The sequence below is a fragment of the Mycolicibacterium sichuanense genome, assembly GCF_033741125.1.
In the GTDB taxonomy this organism is placed as follows: Bacteria; Actinomycetota; Actinomycetes; order Mycobacteriales; family Mycobacteriaceae; genus Mycobacterium.
The window spans coordinates 58,864-74,529 of the sequence record NZ_JAWQPU010000006.1 but is presented as its reverse complement, the minus strand read 5'-3'; the positions used below and the strand labels follow the sequence as shown (position 1 = coordinate 74,529).

The following is a 15,666-nucleotide window of genomic DNA, read 5'->3' as shown; positions in this document are numbered from 1 at the left end:
CTCGCTGATGCACGGCTGGTTGCCGTTGAGCATCCAGATCCTCACCGTAATGATGGTCGTGGCCGCGATCGGCTGGCGCACCCGCCGCTGGCGCGTTCTCTGGCTGCCGGTGGCCGCGGCCGTCGGGGTCGCGCTCGCAGCGGGCGTCCACTGGTTCATCTCCACGCAGGGCATGTCCGACGACCCGGCTCCGGATTCGCTGTGGATCTGGTTGGCGGTCACCGGCGTTGCTGCGGTGGTGCTGGTCGCCGGTTGGCGCAACGCCGGCTGGTGGCGTCGAGCGGCGTCGGCCGCCGGCCTGCCGCTGTGCCTGCTGTGCTCGGCGCTGGCCCTGAACCTGTGGGTTGGCTACTTCCCCACGGTGCAGACCGCCTGGAACCAGCTCACCGAGGGGCCGCTGCCCGACCAAACCGACGCGGCCACCGTCACCGCGATGCAGACCAAGCATCAAATTCCCACCAAGGGCGTGGTGGTGCCGGTGAACATCGATTCGTCCGCCTCGGGGTTCAAGCACCGCGGGGAGCTGGTCTACTTGCCGCCCGCCTGGTTCGCGACCAACCCCGCGCCGCACCTGCCCACGCTGATGATGATCGGTGGTGAGTTCAATACCCCCGCCGACTGGATCCGCGCCGGCAACGCCATCAAGACCGTCGACGACTTCGCGGCGGCCAACCGCGGCGAGGCGCCGGTGATGGTGTTCGTCGACACCGGCGGCGCGTTCAACAACGACACCGAGTGCGTGAACGGCGCGCGCGGCAACTCCGCCGACCACCTCACCAAGGACGTGGTGCCCTTCATGGAGGCCAACTACGGCGTGAGCGTCGACCGGGCCAACTGGGGGCTGGTCGGATGGTCGATGGGTGGCACCTGCGCCGTGGACCTTGCCACGATGCATCCGGACATGTTCGGGGTGTTCGAGGACATCGCCGGCGACTTGGCGCCGAATTCCGGCAACCGGCAGCAGACGATCGACCGCCTGTTCGGCGGGAACGCCGCCGCCTATACCGCGTTCGACCCCACCGCGGTGATCACCAAGCACGGCACCTACCGCGGGGTCGCGGGCTGGTTCGCCGTGAACGGCTCGGGTCCATCGACGGGACCCACCATGGTGAACGCGGTCAATGCCAACGGCACCGGTCTCGGCGGAAAGGACGCCGCGACCCACGTCAGCGACCAGGCCGCCGCGGCGAATTCGCTGTGCGCCCTTGGCGCGGCCAACGGCATCGCGTGCGCCGTCGTGACCCAGCCGGGCAAGCACGACTGGCCGTTCGCCGACCGCGCCTTCGCCGCCGCCCTACCGTGGCTCGCCGGCGAGATCGGCACCCCGGGCGTTGCCGTACTGGCGCTGCCTGGCCAGCCGCTGGGGGCGTCGCACCTTCAGTAGTCGGATTCGGCAGCCAGGACCTCGGCGAGGAATGCGTCGGGACCGGGATGCGCGAGGCGCGCCCTGGCGAAGTCGCGCAGGCGTTGCCGGACCGCGGCCGCCGCGCCGTCCGTGCGGTGTACGGGACCGACCGTCACCGTGGTCGGCGACCAGTCGTGGTCCCATGCCTGGTTCTCGCCAAGCGGCTCCCCGGTGGCGACCGAAAGTCTCAGTGCTGCAGTACCATTCGCGTCGAGTACGCCGCTTCCGGAGATGGCGCCCGAGCTGAGTCGAACGGCGATGCCACGCGCGCTCACGTGGTCGGTCGCCCGGTTCGACGTCGCCACCCGCACGGTGGCGATCACCGAGGCGTCGGCCGGCTGAACGGTCCAGTCGATCGTGCGATCCGCGGCGTCGAACACCCGTGGCGGTACCGCCATCCAATCGACGGACCCGACACCTCCGGCGATCGCTGCCGAGTCGCGGTCACCATGGCGACCCGCTGCCAGCGCGTAGTCCTCCCGCCGCGCCGAACTCGGCGCGCCGTCCGGCGCCGTGCCGGCGGACGACCAGACGCCGACGTCGTCGGCCAGGTCCGCGCAGGCGCGCGCCATCGCAGCCACGCGGGGATCGCCGTCACCGGCCAGCGCCAGCAGTCGAGATCGGTGCGGTGCCAACAATCCTTCGAGATCGGAGTCCAGGGTGTCCTCGGTGAAGAACTCCTGGGCCAGGTTGGTCAGCAAGGCGAGTTCACCGTCGAGCACGGCTGAATCGAGACCAACGATCCCTTCGCGGCTGCTCTCGGGCCACCACCGGCGCAGCCAGTGCCCGACGCCGAGCCGTCGCAGCGGTGCCAGCACCTCGGCTGCCGCTTCGACGCCGGCCAGGTCGAGGACTTCGGTGCCGGGATGCTCGGCGACGGCTGCCAGGAGGGCGGCGTGCCCAACCGGGCCGACGACGCGCCACAGCCAGTCGGCGGCAAAGATGTCGGTCAGCGTGATCCGGGTCGCGGCGGCGCCGTTCGGGTCGTCGACGGTCCATTCGAGCACCGCGCCGCTGACCTCGAGCACTGCCGCCGCAGGTGGGTGATCGATCGGCGGACCCAGCACCCAACGGCCTGCGTCCACGACCATTCTCATCCGGCCACCCCGAGCTCCTGCAATTCGAGCGTCGCCTTGATGCGCTGACGGTGGTCCAGGCTGACCGACCGCGCCACTCCCTCGAGGAGTACGCGCAGATCGTCGACGTCCTCGCAGGGCTCCTGCCACACGTCGCGGCCGTGCAAGCGGGCCCAGAGCCGTCTGAGATACGGTCGCGCGAAGTGGGCCAGCTCGTCGATCACCTGGTGCTGCCGGGGATGGATGGGACCATCGTCGAGTAGGTAGCGACGAGCATGCAGGACGTAGGCCTCCTTGCGCAGCCGCGACTGGATGGCACCGCTGAGTGCGTAGCGGGTAGCGGCGTCCTCCTGCAGCGGGGCGAGATCGACCGCGATCTCGATGCCAGCGACCAAGGTCGCCTGTTTGTCCTCGGCGAGCAGGCCCCACGGCGCGCAGGCCCGGTCGACCTCCTCGGCGCACAGCATGGGGACATCGGGAAGCTCGTCGTGGTCCATGGCCCGGCGCAGCGTCGCCCGCACCCGGTCGACGACGCTGCGGTTCAGCGGCGGATCGCCGTCGGAGGTGGGCAGGACCGAGGGAGGCGGCTGCGGCGCAACCGAACTCAGACCGATCTCCACGATCGACCAGGGCAGGCCGGTGGCGGTATGCGCCCTGGCGCCGAGATCGAAGGGTGTCGCGTCGGCGATCAGGGCCGACCACACCCGCTGTCTGGCCATCGCGGCGTTGTGTCCAGCCACGGGGCCCAACACCGTGTCCAGGCCCGCGAAGAACGGTCCGTCGATGGTGGGTCCCGGCCTGACGTCGCGCCAGCTGCGCTCGAGTTGTTGCGACAGCTGCGCGATCACCTGCACGCTGCCGACGTAGCGGTTGAGCACCTCGATGCCCGTCCGGTCCCGGTCGTCGTGCACCCCGCGAAGGACCGACTCGGCGGTGTCGGAATCGCCGGGCCGGGGTGCTCCCCTGGTCACCGCGAGCTCGAAGCAGATCGGGAAGTACAGCTCCTGGGCGTTGCCCGCCGTGATGCGGAGTTTGCGACGCTCCTGCTTGAGGACGTCGAACCAGGCTGCCGCACAACGCAATTGCTGAGAATGGCCGAGGATGCTGACACGCATCGAGGCCGCGGCATCGGGGGTCGGCACCGGCGCCGAGAACTGCGGGTTGGAACGCAGCCGCAGCACCAGAGGGTCGAGGATCCGTTTGATGGTGCGCCGCAGCGGGGCGCCATCCGGGCCGCTCAAGACCTCCACGCCAGGCCCGATCGCCCGCCACGCCTCGTCGATCACCGCGCGCCGCGGCGACGCGACGGCGGCTGGGGTGGCGGTGGGGTCGGCCACCACGCGTGGTGCCGTGGTCATCGGCCAAGGATAAGGGGTCCGGGGCCGCGAATCGTGCCCAGAAGTTGGGTTCGGTAGCGCGTGGGGTGACCGACGCTGAGGGCATGCCCGATGTCCTGCTCAGCGCCCTCGCCGTCCTCGTCCTGGCCGTCATTGGCGTGCTGGTCCACGCCGCCCTGCGGTTGTTCGCCCCACCCGCCCCGGGGCCCGTCCGGGCGCGCGGCGTCGGCATCGGTACCGTGCGCGCGGTCGATGGGCCCGTCACCGTGGACGTCGAGAGCATCTCCGGTCAGCGGTTCGTCGGCCGGCTGCGGGAGTGTCCCGACGAGGCAACGATGGCGGCGCTGCACCCCGGCGTCGTGCTGCTGGTGACGTTCGATCAGGCTGCGCGCGAACGGCTCTCGCTCGCCGATGACATCGCAGCGATCCGAGCCGCCTTCGATCGGATGCTGCTCGACAAGGGCCTCGTCACACCGGCGCAGCTGGACCTGATCAGGAACGGCACCAGGTCGCGGGGTGTGGTGACGGCGATGCGGCCGACTGGAGGCGCGCGCGAGGACTACCGGGAGGTCGAACTCGACCTCATGGTGCGCAGGATCTCCGGCGGACAGTTCCCCGCCCACGAGACCGCGCAGGTGCCCGAGTCGGCGCTGACGGCGGTCGCACCCGGCTGCGTGGTGGACGCCTACTACCGTCGTGGCGACGAGTCCACGGTCGCCGTCTGCGTCCCGCCCACGTGACTGGTCAGCGTGCACCGTCGACCGCGAACGTGACCAGCGCGGCCCAGTACAGCGGACTGGCGGTCGGGTCGCCGGAGCGCCACCGCCGCAGCCGATCACGCTGCCACCGATTCACCGCACGGCCGCCCGCCTCCTCGTCGTGGGCCGCGTCCACCGCGACCACCAGCTCGGCCATCGGATCGGCGGCATCACCGGTGAACTCGCGATAGCCCGCAGTCGTCGGCAGCGACCACAGTGTGGCGGTGATCAACTGCGCTCCGCACAGCACCATGCTCGCCACCAGGCCCGTCGCCTCGTCGAACCGGTAGTCGCCACCGGAGGCACAGGCGATGAGCGCCACCCGCGGCGGCATCGGCATCGCGCGGGACATGATGGTGGCGGCGGTGAGGGGTGTCTCCTCGGCGAGATGAAGCGAGGCTTGATCCGCGCGGCCCGAATGGTGCTCGGCCGCACTGGCATGGCCGACGTAGAGCAGCCGGCGGGGACGGTGCTCGAGCATCGACTGCAACCACGCGCGGTCGGCGTCGGTGCGGCGGAACAGTTCGGTGGGCGCAGCCACCGGGGGCAGTACCCCGCCTCGAGTCGCGCTGGCTGCGAAGTGCCGCGCCAGTATTGTGTCGGGCGACGGCCGGCCGAGGACTGAGCCCAGCGCCGAGTCGGCCCGCTGCCCAGGAACTCGTGGATCCAATAGCAGCAGCGGCAAACCGTCGCGCCGGTCGGACCACGCCCGACGCGGTCGCGGCGCGTTGGCGATGTTCGGCGGGATGGCCATCAGGACGTCGACGAGTTCCACCAACCGGCAGTCACCCGACGATCCGCCAGCGGGTCGCGCGAGCAGACCCCACGGCACCCGCCCCAGCCGGGCACTCGGCGAGACGAAGAGGACCGCGCGTGGCTCGGATCCACCCTCGCCCAGAAGCCGCCACGCCGATTCCGAGACGAACGCCTCGCCAAGGCGTTCGGCCAGTTGCGCCTCGGCCCGAGGCGATGCGAACGCTCCGGACCGCAGTGATCTGGCCACCGCGTCGGCGACGGTCTCGTCCGCCGTGGGCTCGGGAAGTGCCGACGCCAGCTCCTCGAGGACCTCCCGGATGGTCACCGCCGGGATCGACCAGGTGATGGTGCGGGACGGGTCACCGACCACCCGCAGACTGGCATACGTCGCCACCCCGACGTCGACGAACCGCAACACCAGTGAGGCCCGCGCGGTCACGGCCACGTCTGCCACGCCGACTCGGCGGCGGTCACGCACTGTCCGTAGCGCTGGCGGGCCAGCTCCCGGTAGCGGTCCAGCACGGGACCCGTCGTGGGGTCCATTCGCAACGGTGGCAGGGGTCCCAACCGCGTCAAGCCGGTCCCGTCGGTGATCGGCGGGCCGGCGGCCACCAGCGCCAGCTCGTCGACGTCGGTGATCGGAGCGGCCGCCGTCGAGACGGTCGACCACTCGCCGGTCGAGGCATCCGGTCGTTCAGCCGTGAACGTGCCGCGCGCGCTGCAGTATTCGACCAGTTGGCTGATTAGGTCGGAGTTGTTCCAGTCCGAGGCCACGGCGAAGGCGCCGGCCAACAGCGGGGCCGACACGCACGTCGCCCACTGCGCCCGGGCCTCGGCGTCGGCCACCGAATACCGCACCGAGTCGACGGCCAGCGACGCAGGTACCTTCAGCTCGGCGGCACGCTCCAGCTTCACCATCGCCGCGTCGTAGTGGGGCGTGCCCGGCTGTGGGCTGATGGCACCGGAACCGGAACGGTATCTCGCCTCCGCGGCGTCCCAGTCCTCGTCGGGGCCGCCGGCACCGTCGAAGCCCAGCTCGGCCAACGCCTGCGCCCGCCAGACGTTTCCGAGGTGGTCGTCGAGCCTGGCGTAGGCCAACCAGCTGCTGCGTGATGAGGCATCGAGGCAGGCTCGCGCCTCGTCGACCATGCCCGCGGCCTCGTCATAACGGCCGCGAAAGATCGATATCCAACTGCGCTGCAACAGAATCCGGTGGATGTGGAACGGCTTGCCCAGCTCGCGCCAATGCCGCTCGGCGTTCTCCCAGCACTCGTCGGCTGCCTTCAGCCCACCGGCTGACATCCTGGTCAAGCCGAAGAACAGCCAGCAGCGGGAGACGTCGTTGGCTCTGGCGTAGCGGGCGATCACCGGGTAGGCCTCATACATCCGCGCCTCGGTGGCGACGGCGTCACCCGCCGACCAACTCGCTGCACCCCGCTCGAGACGTGCCCGTGCCGTGGCCAATTCCCACCCCCGGGCCTCGGCTCTGGCCTCCGCTCGCTTCAGCCATGGGGCGGCCTGGTCGAGCCGGCCGGTCTCGATGCAGAATCTGGCGTACCCGAGACTACCGAGCACCCGCAGGTTGTCGGCGGCCTCGCCGGCGTCGGTGGACGCCTCGAGCTGGCGGATCACGCCGTCCCACAGGGGTACCGAGCGCACGTGCAGATCGTCGTCGCAAAGAGCCTGGGCGCACGCGATTCGCGCCAGGGTCAGCAGATAGGCGTGTTCGTCGGCCAGGTCGGCGAATTCGTCGTCCTCGTCGTCGAGCGCCCGCAGTGCATCGGCTGCCGCCTCGTGGTCGCCGAGGGCAGCGGCCAACCCCGTCTCCAGGAAGCCGGCCCGCCTGCCGTACCTGCGAAGCATGTGCCGGACCTGGGAGATCGGCATGGTCAGCTGCTCGACGACGTCCGGCGGCGCGGTCCCGGCCAGGATCGCGGAGTAGACGGCCAGGCAGTCCCGGATTCGCCGCGCGCCCTCCCGCACCCCGTCGTAGGCGGTCCTGACCAGGTAGAGCTCACCGAGCTGCGCGAGTGTCTCGAGCATCCAGTCGTCTCGGTCGGCAGCTTCGATCCGTGGCATCAACGACAACAGCAACTCCTTGGCCGCCGTCTCGTCGGAGGCCAAGGCCAGGTGGCGCGCCCGTTCCAGGTCGCCAGGGATCGACACGGCTGAATCATAGGGCGCACGGAGGCGGCGGACGTGGCATCCACGTCCGCCGACCTCCCCGGCGCGACGAGTCAGTTGCAGGTCACCTTGATCTCGAATTTCTTGGTGATCATCCCCGCCATCGGGTTCTTCATGTCGGCGCCTTGGGCCTCACCGGTGATGGTGTAGGTGCTCCCGTCGACCGCGACGTCCGCGGATCCGGTCTTCATGCCGCCCATCTGGGCCACCGCCAGCGCATTGCCGTCGACGACGAGGCCGAGCGACTCCACCGTCGGTGGGGCGGCGTCGGTCATCACCACCGCCACGCCCTGCTGACCGCCGACCGCGCCGCTGGCCACGTTGATCTTGCCGGCCGCCTTGACGCAGGTCACCGAGTTCAGGTCCAGTCCGGCCAGATCCTGGCCCTCGACCTTGACCTCGGACTTGCCACCCGTGGCGACCTGGGCGCTGGTGCTGCTGCCGCTTGCGGCCGGGGTGCTGGAACCCGGCTTGGAACCCTTGTCGTCCGAGCACCCGACCAGAACCAGTGCGGCCGCCGCGATGCCGATGCCCGCCGTCACGATCTTGTTCATTGCGAGATTCCCTTCGTTCGCTCCGCCCCGATGGCGTCGTCGTGAGGCAAGTACACGAGCGCTCGACGGCTACCGATCCCAACAAGTGGCCGGGAGTACGGTGGCGGTGTGGGTGAATTCGACGAGATCATCGATGCGGAGGTAGTGCCGGCTCCGGGTGCACCGGCGCCCGAGGGGACCGGTTACACCGCGGACGGTGTTCCGACGTTCGAGGCCGTCCGGGAGAAGATCGAGACCAGGTTCGGCACCGCCCTCGGGTCGACCGAGCTGGCCTCGGAGACCGAGCAGGGCCGTCGGATCGAGGAGCAGTACGAAGCCCGGCAGCGAGCCGCCCACGACCGGCTCGAGCAGATCAGGGCGTCGATGCGCGAGGAGCGGGACACCGGACGATCCTGACTGACCGGCTCGGTGGCCGAACGCGAATCTAGGAGACCTTGCGCCGCTTCTTCGTTGGCGCCGGGGCCGCAGACGGCAGCAGCTCGGCGAGGAACTGCCCGGTGTAGCTCTCCGACACGGCGGCGACGTCCTCCGGGGTTCCGGCCGCGACGACCGAACCGCCGCCGCCGCCACCCTCGGGTCCCATGTCGACGATCCAGTCCGAGGTCTTGATGACGTCGAGGTTGTGCTCGATGACGATGACGGTGTTGCCCTTGTCGACCAGGCCGTTGATCACCTTGAGCAACTTGCGGATGTCCTCGAAGTGCAGACCGGTCGTCGGTTCGTCGAGGACGTAGACGGTGCGACCCGTCGAGCGCTTCTGTAGCTCGGCCGCCAACTTCACGCGCTGAGCCTCACCACCGGACAGGGTGGGTGCGGGTTGGCCGAGGCGGACGTAGCCGAGACCGACGTCGACCAGCGTCTTCAGGTAGCGATGGATGGACGTGATTGGCTCGAAGAACTCGGTGGCCTCCTCGATCGACATGTCGAGGACCTCAGAGATGGTCTTGCCCTTGTAGTGCACCTCGAGGGTCTCGCGGTTGTACCGCGCGCCGTGGCACACCTCGCACGGTACGTACACGTCCGGCAGAAAGTTCATCTCGATCTTGATGGTGCCGTCACCGGAACACGCCTCGCAGCGGCCGCCCTTGACGTTGAACGAGAACCGGCCCGGCTGATAGCCGCGGACCTTGGCCTCGGTGGTGGCCGCGAACAGCGTGCGAATCTTGTCGAAGACGCCGGTGTAGGTGGCGGGATTGGACCGCGGGGTGCGCCCGATCGGCGACTGGTCGACGCGCACCAGCTTGTCGAGCTGGTCGATGCCGTTGATGCGCGTGTGCCGCCCCGGCACCTGACGCGCGCCGTTGAGCTTGTTGGCCAGCACGGACGCCAGAATGTCGTTGACCAGAGTGGACTTGCCCGACCCCGAGACGCCGGTGACCGAGGTCAGCACGCCGAGTGGGAAGGAGACGTCGATCTCGCGCAGGTTGTTCTCTCGCGCACCGACGACCGTGATCTGTCGCTTGCGGTCCACGGGCCTGCGGATCGCCGGCACCTCGATGCTCTCCCGGCCGGAAAGGTAGGCGCCGGTGATGGATTCGGTGTTCGCGAGCAGATCCTTGTACGTCCCGCTATGCACGATGTGACCGCCGTGCTCACCGGCCGCGGGCCCGATGTCCACCACCCAGTCGGCGTGCGCGATGGTGTCCAGGTCGTGTTCGACGACGATCAGGGTGTTGCCCAGGTCGCGCAGGCGGACCAAGGTGTCGATGAGCCGGCGGTTGTCGCGTTGGTGCAGGCCGATCGACGGCTCGTCGAGTACGTAGAGCACGCCGGCGAGGCCGGAGCCGATCTGCGTGGCGAGCCGGATGCGCTGCGCCTCACCGCCGGACAGGGTGCCCGCGGCGCGTGAGAGCGTCAGGTAGTCCAGACCCACGTCGAGCAGGAAGCCGAGCCGCGACTGCACCTCCTTGAGGACCTGCCCGGCGATCGCATGCTCGCGGGTGCCCAGCGTCAGGCCGTTGAGGAACTTGGAGCAATCGGCGATGGACAGATCGCAGACCTCGGCGATGGACTTCGCGTCGTCACCGGCGGCCAGCGTGACCGCCAGGATCTCCGGCTTGAGTCGGGTGCCCGCGCAGACTGGACACGGGACGTCGCGCATGAAGCCGTCGTAGCGCTCCTTCATCTGCTCGGACTCGGTCTGCTCCATCCGCCGGTGCAGGAAGGCCATCACGCCCTCGAAGTCGGCGTAGTACGAACGGGTACGGCCGTACCGGTTCTTGTACCGAACGTGCACCTGCTCGTCGCACCCCTCGAGGATGGCCTTCCGCGCCTTGAGCGGCAGCTTGCGCCAAGGGGTGTTCACGTCGAAGCCGAGGGTCTCCCCCAGGCCCTCGAGCATGCGGGTGAAGTAGTCGGCGTTGTGCCCCATCGCCCACGGCGCGATGGCGCCCTCGGCGAGGGTGAGCTCGGGATCGGGGACCACCAGGTCCGGATCGACCTCCTTGCGGATGCCCAGACCCGCACATTCGGGGCAGGCGCCGTAGGGCGAGTTGAACGAGAACGACCGCGGCTCCAGGTCGTCCACCGCGAGCGCGTGCCCGTTGGGGCAGGCCAACTTCTCGGAGAACCGCTGCTCGCGCTGCGGCGCGTCTTCGTCCTCGTCGACGAACTCCAGCACGACGATGCCGTCGGCCAGGCCAAGGGCCGTCTCCACGGAGTCGGTGAGGCGCTGCTTGGAGCTGGCCTTGACGCTGAGGCGGTCGACGACGACCTCGATGTCGTGCTTCTCCTGCTTCTTCAGCTTCGGCGGGTCGGCGAGCGTGTGCACGACGCCGTCCACGCGGACCCGGCTGTAACCCTGCGCGTTGAGCTTCTCGAACAGGTCGACGAACTCGCCCTTGCGAGTGCGCACCACCGGGGCGAGCACCTGGAAGCGAATGCCCTCGTCCATCGCGAGGACCTGGTCGACGATCTGCTGCGGGGTCTGCCTGGCGATGCGCTCGCCGCACACCGGGCAGTGTGCGGTGCCGGCACGGGCGTACAGCAGGCGCAGGTAGTCGTACACCTCGGTGATGGTGCCGACGGTCGAGCGAGGGTTGCGGTTGGTCGACTTCTGGTCGATCGACACCGCGGGTGAGAGCCCCTCGATGAAGTCGACGTCCGGCTTGTCCATCTGACCGAGGAACTGCCTGGCGTACGCCGACAGAGACTCCACGTAGCGGCGCTGACCCTCGGCGAAGATGGTGTCGAACGCCAGTGACGACTTGCCAGAACCGGACAAGCCGGTGAAGACGATGAGCGAGTCGCGCGGCAGGTCTAGATCGATGCCACGCAGGTTGTGCTCGCGCGCACCCTTGACGATCAGGCGGTCAGCCAACTGATATCTCTCCTGGTCCCATGCCGCGCCACGACCGGCTCGAAGCGGTCCGCGCTCATGCTATGTCCACCCACCGACAAGCCCCGTACCGTGGCTTCCATGACAGGTCCGAAATCCTTCGTCGACGACGACTACACCGGCCACGTCGAGCCCGGCTCGGCAGCACGCCGCACCCTGCCAGGGATGACGATCGTGAAGGCGTCCGTCGGTCCCATGGACAACAACGCGTACCTCGTCACGTGTTCCCAGACCGGCGAGACCCTACTCATCGATGCCGCCAACGATGCGCCCGTCCTGCTCGGCCTGATCGAGCAGCACGCTCCGAAACTGGTCCTGATCGTCACGACGCATCAGCATGGCGACCACTGGGTGGCCCTGAAAGAGGTCGTCGCGGCGACGGGTGTGCCCACGGCCGCGCACGGACTCGACGCCGAGGCCCTGCCCGTCGCACCGGACCGCATTCTCGCCAACGGTGACGTCCTCGAGGTGGGTGCGCTCCGCTTCGACGTCATTCACCTGCAGGGGCATACCGAGGGATCGGTGGCGCTGGCGGTGGACGGTCCCGCGGCGGGAGGGGTGGTGCAGCTGTTCACCGGTGACTGCCTATTCCCGGGTGGGGTCGGCAAGACCTGGCGCGACGGGGACTTCGAGCGGCTGCTCGGCGACGTCACCACGCGCCTGTTCGACGTCTATCCCGACTCGACCGTCGTCTACCCCGGCCACGGCGACGACACCACGCTGGGCAACGAGCGACCCCACCTCGCGAAGTGGCGCGAACGGGGTTGGTGACCTGCCGCCATCCGTCGAATGTGACGCCACTGCGACGTCTCGCCGGTTCCCTCGCAGTCGGCTCGTGCTCGCCGGGAGGATCACGGGCATGACGCGTTGGCCAACCCCGGACGTGACCGGCCCAGGACAGGAATCGGTGTGGGACTATCCCCGCCCGCCGCGCCTGGAGACGTTCGCCGGATCGATCACCATCGAGCTGGGCGGGGTCACCGTCGCCTCGACCGACCGCGCCTGGCGGGTGCTCGAGACCAGCCATCCGCCCACCTACTACCTGCCGCCCTCGGCATTCCGGGACGGCGTCCTTCGCGCGGCTCCTGGCGCGTCGTGGTGCGAGTGGAAGGGCGTGGCCTCCTACTACGACCTGGTCACCGACGGTCGCGTCGCCGAACGTGCCGGCTGGACCTATCTGGACCCGACCCGCGGCTTCGAGCCGATCACCGGGGCGGTCGCCGTGATGGCGGCCCAGGTCGACCGTTGCACGGTCAACGGTGAACGGGTCCAGCCGCAACCGGGCGGGTTCTACGGCGGGTGGATCACCAGTTGGGTCCGGGGCCCGTTCAAGGGCGTGCCGGGCTCCATGGGGTGGTGACGGGGGTGGTGACCCACCCCTGCGACGTCAGGACGTGTGGACGATCAGCACGTCGGACTTCGACCGGCGGGCGACGTTCGCCGGGACCGAGCCGAGAAGGCGTCCGGCGATGGTGCTCAGGCCGACGTTGCCGACGACGAGTAGGTCGGCCTTGACTTCGTCGGCGAGGTCGACGAGGGCATCGACGGGAGCGCCGACGACGGCCTTCTCGTCCACGTTCTTGGCGCCGGCCGCGTGGGCACGTTCCCTGGCCTCGCGCAGGATCGCGTAGATGGGGGCGTTGCCCGCCATCTTGTAGCCCTCGTCCTTGAGGACGTCGGCGGCGCGGGCATCCTCGCTCTGCGGGAAGTACGCGGTGGCGACCACCAGCTTGGCGTCCGCCCCAGCGGCGATCTGGGCGGCCCGATCTACCGCGCGCAGCGATGAATCCGAACCGTCAGTGCCGACCAAAACGGTCTGATAGGCGCCCATTCATGCCCTCCCAGTGTTGTGTGCACAGCCACCCGAGACAGTAACCCGTCCTCACGTGGACAGGGGCCGATTCGCTCGGATGGCGCGCGTCGTACCGGCACGATGGTAACCGCAGGGTGCACGCCGAACGCCAGCGTGGTGAGCAACCCCGGCTCGGACGACCGTCAGCGCTGCAACTCGCATCGTGACCGCCGACGTGACCCATGTCATCTCTTGAGCCGCGATGTGTTGCAAAGGCATTCGTAGGCAGCACCTTTCGCGAGTGACCGGCGACGTGGCGAGCCGCGGGTCGGTGGATGCGGCGGTCGCCTCCGCGGACCGGGCCGCGGGTCTGCCGACGGCGCACCGCGTCCGCGGCCCAGGAACGAGCCGGCGCGACGACGCCGTGGCGCCGGGGCGGTGCGTTGATTGCTGAGGCGGGTCCCGGCTACCCGCGGCCAGACCGACCGAAGTACAACTCCTGGGTGGCGATGCACACCACCTGGCCGCTGCGGTTGTAGGTGGTGGCAGTCGCCAGCCCGCGTCCACCGATCGCGCTGGGCGAGAACTGATCCGACAGCACCCAATCGGTCAGGTCGACCGGGCGGTGAAACCAGAGCGCATGGTCGATGAGGGCCGAGAACGCCGTCGCCGGCGTCGCCCTGCGGGCGATGGCTGCGGTCTCCAGCATCGTGATGCCCGAGAGGTACGTCAGTAGGCAGGAGTGCAGCACCTCGCCGTCGGGCACGGAATCCGTTGGGCGCCACCACATCCTGATTCGCGGTGAGGGGTCGGGCAAATCGACCGCCACCCGCGGGGGCGGGTCGACGTAACGAAGGTCGAAGGGGTGCGGGGCGACCCAGAACCCACCGAGCTCGTCGGCGTAGTCGGCCAGCATTTCCTGAACGGGCGGCAGCGACTCGGGGTCGGGGACCTCGACCATGGGCGCGTGGTAGTCCAGTCCCTCGACCGGCAGGCTGAACGATGCGAGTGCCTCGAGCAGCACCTCACCGTCCTGGCGCGCGGTGATCTGCCGGGTGGACAGGGTGCCGCCGTCACGCGATCGGACCACGTGGAAGTCAACCGGCCGTCGGGCGTCCCCCGCCCGTAGGTAGTAGACGTGCACGCTGTGCGGCATCCGGCCCGGTGCGGTGCGACTGGCTGCCATCAGAGCCTGCCCGGCGAGGTGGCCGCCGACGATGTGATGGGCGGGATTGTCCAGTTGGGTGGCCACGAAGTCGTCGTCGGCGATCTGCTCGACTTGCAACGTTGCGACGACGTCGGCCAGCGAGGGACGGAAGCTCACCCCCGGCATCATGCCGTAGCGCCGATCTCGGGCGTCCTTGCGACCGAGAAATATCTCGGGCGCCGTCGTTGTCGGCACCACGGAGGACTTCACACGACGAGGGGACGACGAATGAGATCGATGCGACGCTGGGAGATGGACCACATCGGCCGTGACGCGCTCACCCTGCGCGAGGTGCCGACACCGGAGCCGCAGCCCGGCGAGGTCCTGGTCGAGGTCGCGGCGGTGGCCCTGAACTACCGCGACGAAATGGTGATCGAAAGCGGCCGGGGACTGCCGCTGAGGTTCCCCTTCACACCGGGGTCGGACCTCGCCGGACGCGTCGTCGCGGTGGGTCGCGACGTCATCCGCTTCGCCGTCGGCGACGACGTCATCTCGACGTTCACGCCCGACTGGGTCGACGGCGTTCGGCCGGGGACCGCGCGGACCCCGTCCTACCGGACGCTCGGTGGCTACTATCCGGGGGTGCTGGCGGAGTACGTCTGTCTGCCGCAGGACTGGCTGGTGCGCGCGCCGGCCACCCTCTCCCCCGCCGAGGCGGCCACGCTACCGTGCGCCGGACTGACGGCCTGGTTCGCACTCGTCGAACGCGGTCGGGTGCGGGCCGGCCACACGGTGTTGGTGGAGGGAACGGGCGGGGTTTCCCTGTTCGGCCTTCAGATCGCCAAGATGCACGGCGCCGAGGTCATCCTGTCCGGCAGTGCCGACAAGCTCGAGCGCGGAACGGCGTTGGGCGCGGACCACGTCATCGACCGGCGGGACGAGGGCTGGGTCGAGACCGTATTGCGACTCACCGACGATCATGGCGCCGACCACGTCCTGGAGATCGTCGGCGGGGCACATCTTGCGGACGCGGTGGCCGTGGTTGCAGTCGGTGGCCGCATTCATCAGATCGGTGCGCTGGCGGGCTTCGAGGTGTCGACCCCCGTGATGCCGCTGCTGTTGAAGGACGCCACCATCCAGGGCATCGGGACCGGGCACCGTCGCGCCCTGGAAGATCTCGTCACGGCCATCGACGGAAATTCCCTGAAGCCCGTCATCGACCGCCGCTATCCGTTGGCCGAACTTCCTGCCGCGTTGGACCACCTCGAGCGCGGGTCGTTCGGCAAGATCGTCGTCACACTGGACTAGCCGTGCCGACGA

At 69.3% G+C, this 15,666-nt stretch carries 14 protein-coding genes; 6 read left to right on the top strand and 8 right to left on the bottom strand.

The genetic code is table 11. The features are described from left to right. Positions 1 to 7: 7 nt before the first annotated feature. The gene (locus SBI80_RS18690) at positions 8 to 1,384 is read left to right on the top strand and encodes an alpha/beta hydrolase (RefSeq protein ID WP_318976682.1); all 1,377 of its coding nucleotides are present in this window, start codon (positions 8 to 10) and stop codon (positions 1,382 to 1,384) included. Here the strand turns inward: SBI80_RS18690 and SBI80_RS18685 are convergent. Continuing rightward, positions 1,378 to 2,502 carry a hypothetical protein gene (locus tag SBI80_RS18685; RefSeq protein WP_318976310.1) on the bottom strand — a complete coding sequence of 375 codons (1,125 nt, stop codon included), beginning with the start codon at positions 2,500 to 2,502 and terminating at the stop codon, positions 1,378 to 1,380. The two genes, SBI80_RS18690 and SBI80_RS18685, sit on opposite strands and share 7 nt — an antisense overlap. Beyond that, complete coding sequence (locus tag SBI80_RS18680; protein ID WP_318976309.1) at positions 2,499 to 3,839, bottom strand: hypothetical protein; 1,341 nt, start codon at positions 3,837 to 3,839, stop codon at positions 2,499 to 2,501. Before SBI80_RS18680 ends, SBI80_RS18685 begins: the two co-directional genes overlap by 4 nt. An 83-nt stretch (positions 3,840 to 3,922) precedes the next feature. Here SBI80_RS18680 and SBI80_RS18675 point away from each other — a divergent pair, with 83 nt between their 5' ends. Next, positions 3,923 to 4,558: a hypothetical protein gene (locus SBI80_RS18675; RefSeq protein WP_318976308.1), complete on the top strand. Its 636-nt coding sequence runs from the start codon at positions 3,923 to 3,925 to the stop codon at positions 4,556 to 4,558. 4 nt (positions 4,559 to 4,562) lie between these two features. Here SBI80_RS18675 and SBI80_RS18670 read toward each other — a convergent pair whose 3' ends face one another. The 3 genes from SBI80_RS18670 to SBI80_RS18660 form a co-directional block, all read right to left on the bottom strand. Then, entirely contained in the window at positions 4,563 to 5,786 is a 1,224-nt protein-coding gene (locus SBI80_RS18670; protein WP_318976307.1) for a CHAT domain-containing protein, read from the bottom strand. After that, a complete protein-coding gene (locus SBI80_RS18665) occupies positions 5,768 to 7,498 on the bottom strand; it encodes a hypothetical protein (protein ID WP_318976306.1) in 1,731 nt (576 codons plus the stop codon). Before SBI80_RS18665 ends, SBI80_RS18670 begins: the two co-directional genes overlap by 19 nt. Positions 7,499 to 7,569: 71 nt before the next feature. Next, positions 7,570 to 8,070 carry a lipoprotein LpqH gene (locus SBI80_RS18660; protein ID WP_318976305.1) on the bottom strand — a complete coding sequence of 167 codons (501 nt, stop codon included), beginning with the start codon at positions 8,068 to 8,070 and terminating at the stop codon, positions 7,570 to 7,572. 108 nt (positions 8,071 to 8,178) lie between these two features. Here SBI80_RS18660 and SBI80_RS18655 point away from each other — a divergent pair, with 108 nt between their 5' ends. Next, complete coding sequence (locus SBI80_RS18655; protein ID WP_318976304.1) at positions 8,179 to 8,466, top strand: hypothetical protein; 288 nt, start codon at positions 8,179 to 8,181, stop codon at positions 8,464 to 8,466. A 28-nt stretch (positions 8,467 to 8,494) separates the two neighbouring features. Here SBI80_RS18655 and uvrA read toward each other — a convergent pair whose 3' ends face one another. After that, on the bottom strand, positions 8,495 to 11,389 hold the full coding sequence (gene uvrA / locus SBI80_RS18650; RefSeq protein WP_318976303.1) for an excinuclease ABC subunit UvrA: 2,895 nt from the start codon (positions 11,387 to 11,389) through the stop codon (positions 8,495 to 8,497). A gap of 99 nt (positions 11,390 to 11,488) precedes the next feature. Between uvrA and SBI80_RS18645 the strand changes: the two genes are divergently transcribed. Together SBI80_RS18645 and SBI80_RS18640 are read left to right on the top strand one after the other, a co-directional pair. Next, positions 11,489 to 12,178 (top strand): MBL fold metallo-hydrolase, encoded by a 690-nt coding sequence (locus SBI80_RS18645; RefSeq protein WP_318976302.1) that lies wholly within the window; start codon positions 11,489 to 11,491, stop codon positions 12,176 to 12,178. An 88-nt stretch (positions 12,179 to 12,266) separates the two neighbouring features. Further along, positions 12,267 to 12,767, top strand: a complete 501-nt coding sequence (locus SBI80_RS18640) for a DUF427 domain-containing protein (RefSeq protein WP_318976301.1) — start codon at positions 12,267 to 12,269, stop codon at positions 12,765 to 12,767. A gap of 27 nt (positions 12,768 to 12,794) precedes the next feature. Here SBI80_RS18640 and SBI80_RS18635 read toward each other — a convergent pair whose 3' ends face one another. Further along, on the bottom strand, positions 12,795 to 13,238 hold the full coding sequence (locus tag SBI80_RS18635) for a universal stress protein (protein WP_318976300.1): 444 nt from the start codon (positions 13,236 to 13,238) through the stop codon (positions 12,795 to 12,797). A gap of 427 nt (positions 13,239 to 13,665) precedes the next feature. Beyond that, the gene (locus SBI80_RS18630) at positions 13,666 to 14,532 is read right to left on the bottom strand and encodes an acyl-CoA thioesterase (RefSeq protein ID WP_413232762.1); all 867 of its coding nucleotides are present in this window, start codon (positions 14,530 to 14,532) and stop codon (positions 13,666 to 13,668) included. Positions 14,533 to 14,634: 102 nt separating this feature from the next. Here SBI80_RS18630 and SBI80_RS18625 point away from each other — a divergent pair, with 102 nt between their 5' ends. Further along, positions 14,635 to 15,654, top strand: a complete 1,020-nt coding sequence (locus SBI80_RS18625) for a zinc-dependent alcohol dehydrogenase family protein (protein ID WP_318976299.1) — start codon at positions 14,635 to 14,637, stop codon at positions 15,652 to 15,654. Positions 15,655 to 15,666 lie beyond the last annotated feature (12 nt).